At 59.0% G+C, this 13453-nt stretch carries 12 protein-coding genes and 1 riboswitch; of the genes, 7 read left to right on the top strand and 5 right to left on the bottom strand.

The annotated features are described in order from the left end of the window. Positions 1–126: 126 nt before the first annotated feature. Positions 127–2124, bottom strand: coding sequence for a transketolase (gene tkt, locus AC1MEA_RS08990; RefSeq protein WP_449633848.1), 1998 nt, complete (start codon positions 2122–2124; stop codon positions 127–129). A gap of 278 nt (positions 2125–2402) precedes the next feature. Between tkt and AC1MEA_RS08985 the strand changes: the two genes are divergently transcribed. From AC1MEA_RS08985 to AC1MEA_RS08970, 4 genes are all read left to right on the top strand, one after another. Further along, complete coding sequence (locus AC1MEA_RS08985; protein ID WP_480917463.1) at positions 2403–3398, top strand: ArsR/SmtB family transcription factor; 996 nt, start codon at positions 2403–2405, stop codon at positions 3396–3398. A 19-nt stretch (positions 3399–3417) separates the two neighbouring features. After that, positions 3418–4608 (top strand): methionine adenosyltransferase, encoded by a 1191-nt coding sequence (gene metK / locus AC1MEA_RS08980; protein WP_219064016.1) that lies wholly within the window; start codon positions 3418–3420, stop codon positions 4606–4608. A gap of 180 nt (positions 4609–4788) precedes the next feature. Further along, entirely contained in the window at positions 4789–6471 is a 1683-nt protein-coding gene (gene ligB, locus AC1MEA_RS08975; RefSeq protein WP_480917461.1) for an NAD-dependent DNA ligase LigB, read from the top strand. A 71-nt stretch (positions 6472–6542) separates the two neighbouring features. After that, positions 6543–6956, top strand: coding sequence for a DUF1090 domain-containing protein (locus AC1MEA_RS08970; protein ID WP_449633844.1), 414 nt, complete (start codon positions 6543–6545; stop codon positions 6954–6956). A gap of 33 nt (positions 6957–6989) precedes the next feature. Here the strand turns inward: AC1MEA_RS08970 and AC1MEA_RS08965 are convergent, their stop codons facing one another. From AC1MEA_RS08965 to AC1MEA_RS08955, 3 genes are all read right to left on the bottom strand, one after another. Then, positions 6990–7439 (bottom strand): c-type cytochrome, encoded by a 450-nt coding sequence (locus AC1MEA_RS08965; RefSeq protein ID WP_219064013.1) that lies wholly within the window; start codon positions 7437–7439, stop codon positions 6990–6992. Between the two features lie 88 nt (positions 7440–7527). Continuing rightward, positions 7528–7914 (bottom strand): MAPEG family protein, encoded by a 387-nt coding sequence (locus tag AC1MEA_RS08960; RefSeq protein ID WP_449633843.1) that lies wholly within the window; start codon positions 7912–7914, stop codon positions 7528–7530. 10 nt (positions 7915–7924) lie between these two features. Further along, positions 7925–8764, bottom strand: coding sequence for an EamA family transporter (locus AC1MEA_RS08955; RefSeq protein WP_480917460.1), 840 nt, complete (start codon positions 8762–8764; stop codon positions 7925–7927). A gap of 249 nt (positions 8765–9013) precedes the next feature. Here AC1MEA_RS08955 and AC1MEA_RS08950 point away from each other — a divergent pair, with 249 nt between their 5' ends. Then, positions 9014–10177 carry an MFS transporter gene (locus tag AC1MEA_RS08950; protein ID WP_219064010.1) on the top strand — a complete coding sequence of 388 codons (1164 nt, stop codon included), beginning with the start codon at positions 9014–9016 and terminating at the stop codon, positions 10175–10177. Between the two features lie 23 nt (positions 10178–10200). Here AC1MEA_RS08950 and AC1MEA_RS08945 read toward each other — a convergent pair whose 3' ends face one another. Continuing rightward, positions 10201–10602, bottom strand: a complete 402-nt coding sequence (locus AC1MEA_RS08945; RefSeq protein WP_219064009.1) for an acyl-CoA thioesterase — start codon at positions 10600–10602, stop codon at positions 10201–10203. Between the two features lie 218 nt (positions 10603–10820). After that, a riboswitch (S-adenosyl-L-homocysteine riboswitch) is annotated at positions 10821–10940 on the top strand. Positions 10941–10961: 21 nt separating this feature from the next. On the opposite strand from AC1MEA_RS08945, the gene AC1MEA_RS08940 reads away from it, so the two are divergent. Further along, a complete protein-coding gene (locus AC1MEA_RS08940) occupies positions 10962–12371 on the top strand; it encodes an adenosylhomocysteinase (RefSeq protein ID WP_219064008.1) in 1410 nt (469 codons plus the stop codon). A gap of 162 nt (positions 12372–12533) precedes the next feature. After that, positions 12534–13379: a methylenetetrahydrofolate reductase [NAD(P)H] gene (gene metF / locus AC1MEA_RS08935; RefSeq protein WP_219064007.1), complete on the top strand. Its 846-nt coding sequence runs from the start codon at positions 12534–12536 to the stop codon at positions 13377–13379. Positions 13380–13453: the final 74 nt, after the last annotated feature.

The following is a 13453-nucleotide window of genomic DNA, read 5'->3' as shown; positions in this document are numbered from 1 at the left end:
GAAACCTGTAGGAGCGCGCTTGCACGCGATAAGGCCGGAACGGCCTTCAGATGTAAGACAACATCGTGTGACTGCTGTGCAGTCAATCGCGGGCAAGCGCGCTCCTACAGGGGAACGCATTACTGCTTAGTCTTCGAGCAGCTCTTCAGCCGTACCCAGGATGTTTTCCAGGGTGAAACCGAACTCTTCGAACAAGGCAGGCGCAGGCGCCGACTCGCCGAAGGTGGTCATGCCGATGACCCGACCTTCCAGACCAACGTATTTGTACCAGTAGTCCGCGTGAGCGGCTTCGATGGCAATACGCGCGCTGACTTGCAACGGCAGAACCGTTTGCTTGTACATCGCGTCCTGGGCGTCAAAGACGCTGGTGCAGGGCATGGAAACCACGCGCACATTACGGCCTTGTGCCGTCAGTTTCTCGTAAGCCAATACCGCCAGGCCCACTTCGGAACCCGTGGAGATCAGGATCAGCTCAGGCTCACCCACACAGTCGCGCAGCACGTAGCCGCCACGGGCGATATCCGCCAATTGCGTCGCGTCACGGGATTGGTGAGTCAGGTTCTGGCGAGAGAACACCAAGGCCGATGGGCCGTCGTTACGCTCAATCGCATATTTCCAGGCCACTGCCGATTCCACGGCATCCGCCGGGCGCCAGGTATCGAGGTTCGGCGTGCCACGCAGGCTGGCCAGTTGCTCGATTGGCTGGTGCGTCGGGCCGTCTTCGCCCAGACCTATGGAGTCGTGGGTGTAGACGAACAGCACGCGCTGTTTCATCAGCGAGGCCATGCGCACTGCGTTGCGCGCGTATTCCATGAAAATCAGGAAGGTCGCGCCGTACGGTACGAAACCGCCGTGCAGTGCAATACCGTTCATGATCGCGCTCATGCCGAATTCACGAACACCGTAATGCAGGTAGTTACCGCTGAAGTCTTCAGCCGTGAGGCTCTTGCAACCTTTCCAGATAGTCAGGTTGGAGCCTGCCAGGTCAGCCGAACCGCCAAGGAACTCAGGCAGCAGCGGACCGAAGGCATTCAATGCGTTCTGGCTGGCTTTACGGCTGGCGATGGTTTCGCCCTTGGCATCGACTTCGGCGATGTAGGCCGTGGCTTTTTCAGCGAAATCAGCCGGCAGCTCGCCGCTCATGCGACGGATCAATTCGTTGGCCAGCTCTGGGTAGATGGCGGAGTAGGCAGCAAAACGCTGGTCCCACTCGGCTTCCACGGCAAGACCCGATTCCTTGGCGTTCCACTCGGCGTAGATATCCGCCGGAATTTCGAAAGGACCGTAATTCCATTTCAGCGCAGCACGGGTCAGCGCGATTTCCGCGTCGCCCAGTGGAGCGCCGTGGCAGTCTTCCTTGCCTTGCTTGTTCGGCGAACCGAAACCAATGGTGGTCTTGCAGCAGATCAGCGTGGGTTGCGCGCTTTTACGTGCTGTTTCGATGGCGATCTTGATTTCTTCGGCATCGTGGCCGTCGACGTTACGGATCACTTGCCAGTTGTAGGCTTCAAAACGCTTTGGCGTATCGTCAGTGAACCAGCCTTCGACTTCGCCATCGATGGAAATGCCGTTGTCATCGTAGAACGCGATCAGTTTGCCCAGACCCAGCGTACCGGCCAACGAGCCGACTTCGTGGGAAATGCCTTCCATCATGCAGCCATCACCCAGGAACACGTAGGTGTGGTGATCGACGATGTCGTGACCTGGACGGTTGAACTGTTCGGCCAGCACTTTTTCAGCGATGGCAAAACCGACGGCATTGGCCAACCCCTGCCCCAAAGGACCGGTGGTGGTCTCGACGCCAGGGGTGTAGCCATATTCAGGGTGACCCGGCGTACGGCTGTGCAACTGGCGGAAATTTTTCAGGTCGTCGATGGACAGGTCGTAACCGGTCAGGTGCAGCAGCGAGTAAACCAGCATCGAACCGTGGCCGTTGGACATGATGAAGCGGTCACGGTCGGCGAACGATGGATTGCTCGGGTTGTGTTTGAGGTAATCACGCCAAAGCACCTCGGCGATATCCGCCATGCCCATAGGGGCACCGGGATGGCCGCTGTTGGCTTTTTGCACGGCATCCATGCTGAGGGCACGAATGGCGTTGGCACGCTCACGACGGCTGGGCATCGCTGATCTCCTGGAACTGAAAGGATGGGATCGGAAAAAAGGTGAGCATTTTCCCTCAGGCACTGCTTCGGGGCAATGACAGATAGTCGTTGGAAGGTGTTTTTCCTGCGCTGTCCTCGTTATTGCACGGCCAAACCGGATATTCCTCAGACACAAACCTGTCTGGCGCGTTCACGCAGTGCCGAATGCGCATGACGGGCACCACCCATCGACCAATATCAAAACTTTTTGATATTGGTCTTGCGAGACGAACAATCGCTCTCTAGACTGCCAGCCCTATGAACCTTCGCGTGCCTGCAATCCGCCATGATGACAGCGACGATCTGGCTGCCTTGTGCAAAGCCGGAGGCGATCCGCTGCGACTCAATGTGCTGCGCGCGCTGGCCAACGATTCGTTCGGGGTTCTGGAGCTGGCACAGATTTTCGCCATCGGCCAATCCGGCATGAGCCACCATTTAAAGGTGCTGTCTCAGGCCGAGCTGGTAGCGACACGCCGCGAAGGCAATGCGATTTTTTACCGTCGCGCCCTGCCCCATACCGAACAGCTGGGCGGCAGGCTGCACGCGGCACTGCTCGACGAAGTCGATAACCTGGCCTTGCCCGGTGATGTTCAGGCGCGCATTGGCCTGGTGCACCGGCAACGGGCGACGGCCAGTCAGGACTTCTTCGCACGGGTCGCGGAAAAATTTCGTGCCCAGCAGGATTTGATCGCGGGTCTGGCGCAATATCGCGAGAGCCTGCTATCGCTTCTGGACACGCTGAGTTTCAGCCACGACGCCACTGCGGTGGAAGTCGGCCCGGGCGATGGCGGTTTTCTGCCGGAACTGGCGCGGCGTTTTCGCCACGTCACCGCGCTGGACAACAGCCCGGCGATGCTGGAACTGGCCCGTCAGGTCTGCGAGCGCGAAGCACTGGGCAATGTCGAGCTGCAACTGGCCGACGCCTTGAACAACGTCACGGTGCGCGCCGACTGCGTTGTATTGAATATGGTGCTTCACCATTTTGCTGCACCGGCCGAAGCACTTAAACAGCTGGCCCACCTGGTGCAACCAGGCGGTAGCCTTTTGGTGACAGAGTTGTGTAGCCACGACCAGAGCTGGGCCAAGGAGGCCTGCGGCGATCTCTGGTTGGGTTTTGAACAGGATGATCTGGCCCGTTGGGCCACTGCTGCGGGACTCGTTCCCGGGGAAAGCCTCTATATAGGGCTACGTAATGGTTTCCAGATCCAGGTTCGCCACTTTCAGCGACCGGCTGGCAACACTCACCATCGGTAAATTCAGGAAACCCGTCGATATGAGCGAATACTCACTTTTCACCTCCGAATCCGTGTCCGAAGGGCATCCGGATAAAATCGCCGACCAGATTTCCGATGCGGTTCTGGACGCCATTATTGCCGAAGACAAATTTGCCCGCGTTGCCTGCGAAACGCTGGTCAAAACCGGCGTAGCGATCATCGCAGGTGAAGTGACCACGTCGGCCTGGGTCGACCTGGAAGACATCGTCCGTAACGTTATTCTCGATATCGGCTACAACAGCTCCGACGTCGGCTTCGACGGCGCGACGTGCGGCGTGATGAACATCATCGGCAAGCAGTCGGTGGACATCGCCCAAGGCGTTGACCGCAGCAAGCCTGAAGATCAGGGCGCTGGCGATCAGGGCCTGATGTTCGGCTACGCCAGCAATGAAACCGACGTGCTGATGCCTGCACCGATCACCTTCTCCCACGCGCTGGTAAAGCGTCAGGCCGAAGCACGCAAATCCGGCCTGCTGCCATGGCTGCGCCCGGATGCCAAATCCCAGGTTACTTGCCGTTATGAACACGGCAAGGTCGTGGGCATCGACGCGATCGTGCTCTCCACCCAGCACAACCCTGAAGTGTCTTACAAAGACCTGCGCGAAGGCGTGATGGAGCTGATCGTCAAACACGTGCTGCCAGCCGAGCTGCTGCACAAAGACACTCAGTTCCACATCAACCCTACCGGCAACTTCATTATCGGTGGCCCCGTGGGCGACTGCGGCCTGACCGGTCGCAAGATCATCGTCGACACCTACGGCGGCATGGCCCGTCACGGCGGTGGCGCGTTCTCCGGCAAGGATCCATCGAAGGTTGACCGTTCCGCAGCGTACGCCGGTCGTTACGTGGCCAAGAACATCGTCGCCGCAGGCTTGGCTGAGCGTTGCGAGATTCAGGTGTCCTACGCCATCGGCGTTGCACAACCGACCTCGATCTCGTTGAACACGTTCGGCACCGGCAAGTTGCCAGACTCGAAGATCATCGCCCTGGTGCGTGAGCACTTCGACCTGCGCCCTTACGCAATCACCACCATGCTCGACCTGCTGCACCCGATGTACCAGGCCACTGCTGCCTACGGCCACTTCGGTCGTACGCCAGTAGAAATGACCGTTGGCGATGACACCTTCACCGCCTTCACCTGGGAACGTACCGACCGCGCCGACGCCCTGCGCATCGCTGCCGGTTTGTAATAGCGCCAGCGTTCAAGGTTAGAAACAGCCCCCGTCGACGTTGGTCGGCGGGGGCTTTTTTGTGTCTGCTGGAAATCCCTCCGCCATCGCGGGCACTGCAAAATCCTGTAACCAGTCAATGCTCTTCCACCCTGACCTAGCAACTAGCCTCATGGCATCCCCCCAAGCAAGGATGCTTCGATGCTGCCCGTTCTGCGTGTATTGACCAGTGCTGTTTTCGCGCTCGCCTCGTTAACCGTCAACGCCGACACCTGCCCTGACTGGCCGCCCGCCAAGGTCCGAACCGAACTGGTTGCCCTGCAACAGCAAATAACCCAATGGGATGACAGCTATCACCGCCAGGGGATTTCTCTGATCGCGGATGAGCTTTATGACCAGTCTCGCGCACGCCTGACGCTGTGGCGTGGGTGCTTTGCTCAGAAGGTGCCTGACGATAATCCGCTGAAAACAGCAGCCGGTCCGCTCGCGCATCCCATTCCCCATACCGGGCTGAGCAAACTGCGCAACGAACGCGCAGTGCAAGCCTGGCTCAAGGACCGTAAGGACGTGTGGATTCAGCCCAAGGTCGACGGGGTCGCGGTCACGCTGGTGTATGAAAGCGGCCAGTTGACGCAGGTCATTAGCCGAGGCGATGGACTCACAGGACAGGACTGGACCCACAACGCACGCCAGTTACCCGCCATCGCGCAGCACCTGCCCTGGCCGGAAAGTCTGGTGCTGCAAGGCGAGTTGTACTGGCGGCTGGCAGACCATGTGCAAGCCGACGGCGGCAGCCTGAACGCGCGCAGCAAGGTCGCCGGGTTACTGGCACGCAAGGCCATTACCCCGGACGAGGCGGCAAATGTAGGCCTGTTCGTCTGGGACTGGCCAAGCGGGCCGGAGCACCTGACCGAGCGCCTCGCCGGATTGAGTGCCATGGGGTTCACCGACAGTGCGCTCTATAGCAAGCCCCTGCAAAACTTCGCTCAGGCGCAGCAATGGCGCGAGCACTGGTACCGCAATGCCCTGCCCTTCGCCACCGATGGAGTGGTCATGCGCCAGAGCCAGCGACCCTCTACACAACGTTGGCAAGCCAAGGCCCCTTACTGGATCGCAGCCTGGAAATACCCCTACGCCCAAGTGATCGCGAACGTGCGCAAGGTCAACTTCAACATCGGTCGCAGCGGCCGAATCACGCCGGTTCTGGACGTGGACCCGGTGCGTCTGGATGATCGGAACGTCAAACGGATCAATGTCGGCTCCCTGGTACGCTGGCAAAAAATGGACATCCGCCCCGGCGACCAGATCGCAATCAGCCTGGCTGGATTGACCATCCCACGCCTGGACAGCGTGGTGTCACGCAGCGTTGAACGGGCCGAGTTCAACGTGCCGCAGGCGAGCGACTACCACCCCCTGAGTTGCTGGCAGCCGAGCCCGGGATGCGAAAGCCAGTTTCAGGCGCGCCTGGTTTGGCTCAGTGGCAAGCAAGGGCTGGCAATGCCCGGGGTGGGACCTGGCACGTGGGATGCATTGCTCAGGGCCGAACAGATTAACGGCCTACTCGATTGGATGACCCTTGATGCCGTGCAGCTTGCTAACATTGCCGGCCTCGCCGAGCGCAGCAGCGCTAAACTGCTTGGCAGTTTTCAACAGGCTCGACAGCAACCGTTTCATCGCTGGGTGAAAGCGCTCGGGTTGCCGCCGACCGCTGACGTTGACCTCGGTAGCCAGTGGAGTGAACTGGCGGCCAAGAGTGTCGAACAGTGGATAAGCGAGCCGGGAATCGGTCCAGGAAGGGCCGCACAGCTCAATGCGTTTTTTCAAAATCCGCAGGTACAGGCATTGAGTGAGCAATTGCGGGTGCAGGGGATAGAAGGTTTTTAGGTCAATATCATTTTTCAGGGACAAGCGAGTCTTCGTTCGCTTATCGCGTCACTATTTTCAAGGGAGCCCCCATGAAGTGCTTGTCACCGCTGACTCTGTTCACGGCATGCAGCCTGCTGGCAGCACCGCTGTTCGCCGCCGAGGAAGCCCCCCAACTGACGGGCTGCGAGGCCAAGCGCCAGGACATCAGCACCCGGATCGAACTCGCCAAGGCCAACGGCGACAGCGACCAGCAAGCCGGTCTGGAAAATGCCTTGAGTGAGGTGTTGGCCACCTGCACCGACGCCTCCTTGCTCAAGCAACTTGAACAGAAAGTGCTGGAGGCCAAACACGACGTCAGCCGTCGCCAGTCAGACCTGACCAAAGCGATGAGCAAAGGCGACCCGGACAAGATCAACAAGCGCAAAGACAAACTCGCCGAGTCGCGTAAAGACCTGCATGACGCTCAAGTGGAGCTGGAGAAGGTCGAGCCGAACTATGATTGATACACCGCAAAGCGGTGTACCAATCACTGCACATCAATGATCGCGAAACTCTTTATGGCAAGCCTCGCACGCATCTTCGACCTTCTGCACCGCAGGGCTCAGGGTGCTGGCCTTGAAGGGCTTGGCATTGGTGGCGAGCACCAGTTCCCCGGTGGCCGACTCGAGTGACCGGGCCAGTTCCTGGAAATGTGCCTGTTTTTGCCAGACATCATCCTTGGCGCTGGTATGGTCGGCTTCCTTGACCACAGGGAAATGCTTCCACGGCTCGTGGGCCAGGCTGTCGAGCTTGATTGCGCCGTCGGTGAAGCGCTGGCCGTCGAACGTCACGCGGCCACGCAGCATGCCGCCCAAGTCTTCGCTGGTTTTGAGCATTTCTTTGAAGATCGCCTTGCGCTGACCCAAAGGTGAGTTGGGATCAACCCCGCCACAGGCGCTCAGGGTCAGGCAGGCCAGCAATACCACGGAAAGTCTTTTCAAGGTCATGATCGCTACAGGCTGGTGGAAACGGCGGCCAGTATCCTCGGCTCATCGCAAAAGACCAAGCGTACCGTTGCCGCAGCCGGACCATCCCTCAGGCGGAAACGATGAACAACGTCACGATAACCCCCACGCCAACCGCCCAGGCCAGGGAGCGCAAAACTGCCAGGTCCGCCAGGTAAAAAATGATGTACAGCAGACGGCTGGTGATAAACAGCACCGCCAACACATCAATGGTGACCGCTTGGGCGTTACCGACGATGTCGGCAATGATCACCGCGGCGGCAAACGCGGGCGTCACTTCAAAGCTGTTGAGTTGCGCGGCATGCGCGCGTTTGGCAAACCCTTGGAGGCTGTCGAGAAAGGCGCGTGGGTCATGGTTCTCCCGCAGGCCGAACTTGCCGCCACTGAACTTGGCCACGCCGGTACACAGGTAAGGCAGGCATATCGCGATCAATACGCACCAGAAAGCAGGAGTCATAAGCAGATCCTTATAGTTTCAGCTTCATCAGAAGCATGCCGAGCAAGACTAGCCCACACGCTAAGAGCCTGGGCCGGCCGAAAGGTTCTTTTAGATAACGCATGCCGAACAGGACCACCAGCACCACACTGATTTCACGCAAGGCGGCAGCCTCTGCCACCGACCCTAGCTGCATGGCCCACAGCACCAAAGCGTAGCTGAACAACACACACAGCCCGACGCTTAGCCCAAGGCGCCACTGCTCGCGCCAAAACACGGTAAACGCCTGACGCTTGTTGCACATCGCCAGCAATGGAAACGGCCACGCACTGATCAGCGTCAGCCATACCAGATAGTCCAATGGCTGCACGCCGAGCCTCAGTGCCTGGCCGTCGATCCAGGTGTAGCAACCGATGCACAGGCCGATCAGCCCAACCACCGGCAGCATCGACCAGGGCAAGCGCTCGCCACCACCGCCCTGCCACAACAAGCAGGCCATGCCACACGGGATCAACAAAATGCCGAGGATTTGTTGCGTGCTCAATGGCTCGCCGGCAACCATCAGCGTCAGCCCCAACACCACCAAGGGTGAAAGCCCGCGCATCAACGGATAGACCAGGCCCAGGTCGCCCACGCGGTACGCTCTGATCAGCAGGACACGATAAAGCAGTTCGAAAGCGGCCGACGCCAGCATCCACGGCCAGACTTCAGCAGGCGGCGGCGTCACGAAGGCAACCGCCAATACGGCGAAAACCAGCGCCACCCCGTCCATGCTGGCGATGACCAACAGCCGTTCTCCACTGAATTTGATCAGGGTATTCCAGGTCGCATGCAGGAGGGCTGCAATCAACACCAAAGCCGTTGCCAGCACTGGGCTCTTCCTTGTTCAAAAGGATCGTTATCGAGGAGGTTACCGTTGGGGATAATTGATTCGCCATATGTCAGCAGCTGGATATACTGACCCCGACTACATCACACCCCCGTTGCGCACCCTAACTATTCCAATAATTTTGCTTCTACGGACTCAGCCTTTACCGGATAGAGTTCGGTCGCTCGCCTGCGCACGCCTGATCGGGACGTCAAGACTATCGACATATCCCTTAAGACGGAGCCTCTACGCATGCCACTCGCTTTGCTTGCACTCGCCGTTGCCGCTTTCGGTATCGGCACCACTGAATTCGTGATCATGGGCTTGCTGCCCGAGGTCGCCAATGATCTGAACGTCAGCATTCCTGACGCAGGTCTGCTGATCACCGGCTACGCGCTGGGCGTGGTGTTTGGCGCGCCGATCCTCGCCATTGCTACCGCAAACATGCCGCGCAAAGCCACACTGCTGGGCATGACACTGATGTTCATCCTCGGCAATGTCCTCTGCGCGCTGGCGCCGACCTATGCCACGTTGATGGCCGCACGGGTGATTACCGCCCTGTGCCACGGTGCCTTCTTTGGCATTGGCTCTGTGGTGGCGGCAGGCCTGGTCGCGCCGAACAAACGCGCGCAGGCCATCGCGCTGATGTTCACCGGTTTGACCCTGGCGAATGTATTGGGCGTGCCGCTGGGCACAGCGCTCGGGCAATACGCTGGCTGGCGTTCAACCTTCTGGGCAGTGGCCGTAATTGGTGTGATCGCGGTGATTGCGCAAATGGTCTGGCTGCCCAAGGAGATCCCTATGGAAAAGGGCAATCTGGTCACCGAGTTCCGCGTACTGGGCAAACCCAATGTATTGCTGGCGCTGGCGATGAGCGTCCTGGCGTCGACCAGTCTGTTCAGCGTATTCACCTACATCGCCCCGATTCTGCGTGACGTTACCGGCGTCACCCCGCACGGCGTGACCTTCATGCTGCTGTTATTCGGCCTGGGCCTGACCGGCGGTAGCATGCTCGGAGGCCGACTGGCCGACAGCCGTTTACTGCCTGCGCTGCTAGGAATGTCGATCGCGGTCGTATTGATCGTGGCGTTGTTCAGCCAGACCAGCCACTCAGTCATCCCCGCCGCCATTACCCTGCTGCTGTGGGGCGTGGTGGCGTTCGCGCTGTGTCCGATTCTGCAATTGCTGATCATCGACCAGGCCAGCGATGCACCGAATCTGGGTTCAACCCTCAATCAAAGCGCTTTCAACCTCGGCAACGCGGCCGGTGCCTGGATCGGTGGCCTGGTGGTTGCCAGCGGCGCCGATCTCGCCGACCTGCCCTGGACAGGCGCAGCCGTCGGGGTATTGACCGTGCTGACCGCGCTGTTCTATCTCTATTTGCAGCGGCGTCAGGCGCAAACGGTCAACGCCTGATACTCAGCGGGTCTACGACATCATCAATGAGTGTCGCCGTCCTTGAACTGGTCCTTCACGTAGGTGATTTCGGTCTTGCCGTGCGGGGCTGGCAGGCCGTCTTCACCGAGGTTGACGAAGACCAGTTTTTCCACAGTGAGGATGCTTTTGCGCGTGATTTTGTTGCGCACCTGGCAGGTCAGGGTAATCGAGGTCCGACCAAACTCGGTCGCGGTGATGCCCAGCTCAATGATGTCGCCCTGACGCGAGGCGCTGACGAAATTGATTTCGGAAATGTACTTGGTGACCACCCGTTGATTGCCCAGCTGAACGATGGCGTAGATCGCGGCTTCTTCGTCGATCCAGCGCAACAGACTGCCACCAAACAGCGTGCCGTTGGGGTTGAGGTCTTCGGGTTTAACCCACTTGCGGGTGTGGAAATTCATACTCACTCCTGACCGTATTGCCAATTGATGGCGCTAATAATGGCAGACCCGGCGCGTTACCTCTATCGGGCATCGGCTAACGTGGCGATTAGTTTTTTTGCAGGGTTATGCGATGGAAAGGCCTTGGGCTACGCCTCGAGCACGGCTATAATCGCCCAGCTTCAAAAACGGTCACCGTCGGCTCGATTGTCTAAACAGCCCATGACCGTTCCCGCCACCTGTCCGAGGGGCGCTGCAGCAGGCTTGTCCTGTCAGGCTCGGATGGGGCGTTGCTTGATCGGCTGATCTTACTGAATCAGTCCGGACGAGCCTTAAACGCACAACGGCGCCCATTCGCACACTACGAATGGAGACTCTAAATGAGTGCTGTAATCACGCCTGCAGATTTTAACGACTACAAAGTCGCCGACATGTCCCTGGCTGCCTGGGGCCGTCGCGAAACCATCATCGCCGAATCCGAAATGCCTGCCCTGATGGGTCTGCGCCGCAAATACGCCGGTGAGCAACCGCTCAAGGGCGCGAAGATTCTCGGCTGCATCCACATGACCATCCAGACTGCCGTGCTGATCGAAACCCTGGTTGCCCTGGGTGCCGAAGTACGTTGGTCGTCCTGCAACATTTTCTCGACTCAAGACCAGGCTGCTGCTGCAATCGCGGCTGCCGGCATCGCGGTTTTCGCCTGGAAAGGCGAGACCGAAGCAGAGTACGAGTGGTGCATCGAGCAAACCATCCTTAAAGATGGTCAGCCTTGGGACGCCAACATGATCCTCGACGACGGCGGCGACCTGACCGAGATCATCCACAAGAAATACCCGGCGATGCTGAACAAGATCCACGGCGTTACCGAAGAAACCACCACCGGCGTACACCGCCTGCTGGACATGCTGGCCAAGGGCGAGCTGAAAATCCCGGCCATCAACGTCAATGACTCGGTAACCAAGAGCAAGAACGACAACAAGTACGGCTGCCGTCATAGCCTGAACGATGCGATCAAGCGCGGTACCGACCACCTGCTGTCCGGCAAGCAAGCGCTGGTTATCGGCTACGGCGACGTGGGCAAGGGCTCTTCGCAGTCGCTGCGTCAGGAAGGCATGATCGTCAAGGTTTCCGAAGTAGACCCGATCTGCGCGATGCAAGCGTGCATGGACGGTTTCGAACTGGTTTCGCCGTTCATCGACGGGATCAACGACGGCACTGCCGCCAGCATCGACACTGCACTGCTGGGCAAGATCGACCTGATCGTGACCACCACCGGCAACGTCAATGTCTGCGACTCGAACATGCTCAAGGCCCTGAAGAAACGCGCGGTCGTGTGCAACATCGGTCACTTCGACAATGAAATCGACACCGCTTTCATGCGCAAGCACTGGGCATGGGAAGAAGTGAAGCCACAGGTGCACAAGGTTCACCGCACCGGCGCTGGCACCTTCGATCCGCACAACGATGACTACCTGATCCTGCTGGCCGAAGGCCGTCTGGTAAACCTGGGTAACGCTACCGGTCACCCGAGCCGGATCATGGACGGTTCGTTCGCTAACCAGGTACTGGCGCAGATCTTCCTGTTCGACCAGAAGTACGCCGACCTGGCACCTGCACAGAAAGTCGAGCGTTTGACGGTCGAAGTACTACCGAAAAAACTCGACGAAGAAGTGGCACTGGAAATGGTCCGTGGTTTCGGTGGCGTGGTCACTCAGTTGACCAAGCAACAAGCCGACTACATTGGTGTGACCGTTGAAGGTCCGTTCAAGCCGCACGCCTACCGCTACTGATTGATCAGGTAGCCCGCGCCTCTGTGCAGGAGCGGGCTTGCCTGCGATCGGCCGCGTAGCGGTCGTCGTGATCAGTCACCTGAACCGATGTGGTTTCAGCATTTTGAAGGTCGTTCCGACCTTATCGCGGGCAAGCCCGCACCTACAATGAGATCGGCGTCCATGTCCCAAGACCGTCGCTTCAGCTTCGAATTCTTCCCAACCAAGACCGATGCAGGGCATGAAAAACTGCTCACCACGGCCCGTCATCTGGCCAGCTACAACCCTGATTTTTTCTCCTGCACCTACGGTGCCGGTGGCTCGACCCGCGACCGCACGATCAACACCGTGCTGCAGCTGGAAAGCGAAGTCAAAGTCCCTGCGGCCCCGCATTTGTCCTGCGTGGGTGACAGCAAGGCTGACTTGCGCGCCCTGCTGACCCAGTACAAGGGCGCCGGGATCAAACGCATCGTCGCCTTGCGCGGTGACCTGCCCTCAGGCATGGGCATGGCCAGCGGTGAGCTGCGCCACGCCAATGATCTGGTGAGCTTCATTCGTGAAGAAACCGGCAGCCACTTCCATATCGAAGTCGCCGCGTACCCGGAGATGCATCCGCAAGCACGCAACTTCGAAGACGATCTGCAAAACTTCGTGCGCAAGGCCAAGGCCGGTGCCGACAGCGCTATCACCCAATATTTCTTCAACGCCGACAGCTACTTCTACTTCGTCGAGCGTGTGCGGAAGATGGGCGTGAACATTCCCATCGTGCCGGGCATCATGCCGATCACTAACTACAGCAAGCTCGCGCGCTTCTCTGACGCCTGCGGTGCTGAAATCCCGCGTTGGGTCCGCAAACAGCTGGAAGCGTACGGCGATGACGTGCAAAGCATCCAGGCGTTCGGCGAACAGGTCATCACACAAATGTGTGAACGTCTGTTGCAAGGTGGCGCACCGGGGCTGCATTTCTATACCCTTAACCAGGCAGAACCCAGCCTGGCAATCTGGAATAACCTCAAGCTTCCACGCTAAAAACCAATCTAACGTGGTCGTCATGCTTGTGTAACATCAAGCGCATTGAATCAGCCGGGTCTCGCCTCATCGAG

This window comes from Pseudomonas sp. ASL8 (assembly GCF_056680355.1).
This window is presented reverse-complemented; position numbering and strand designations above follow the sequence as displayed.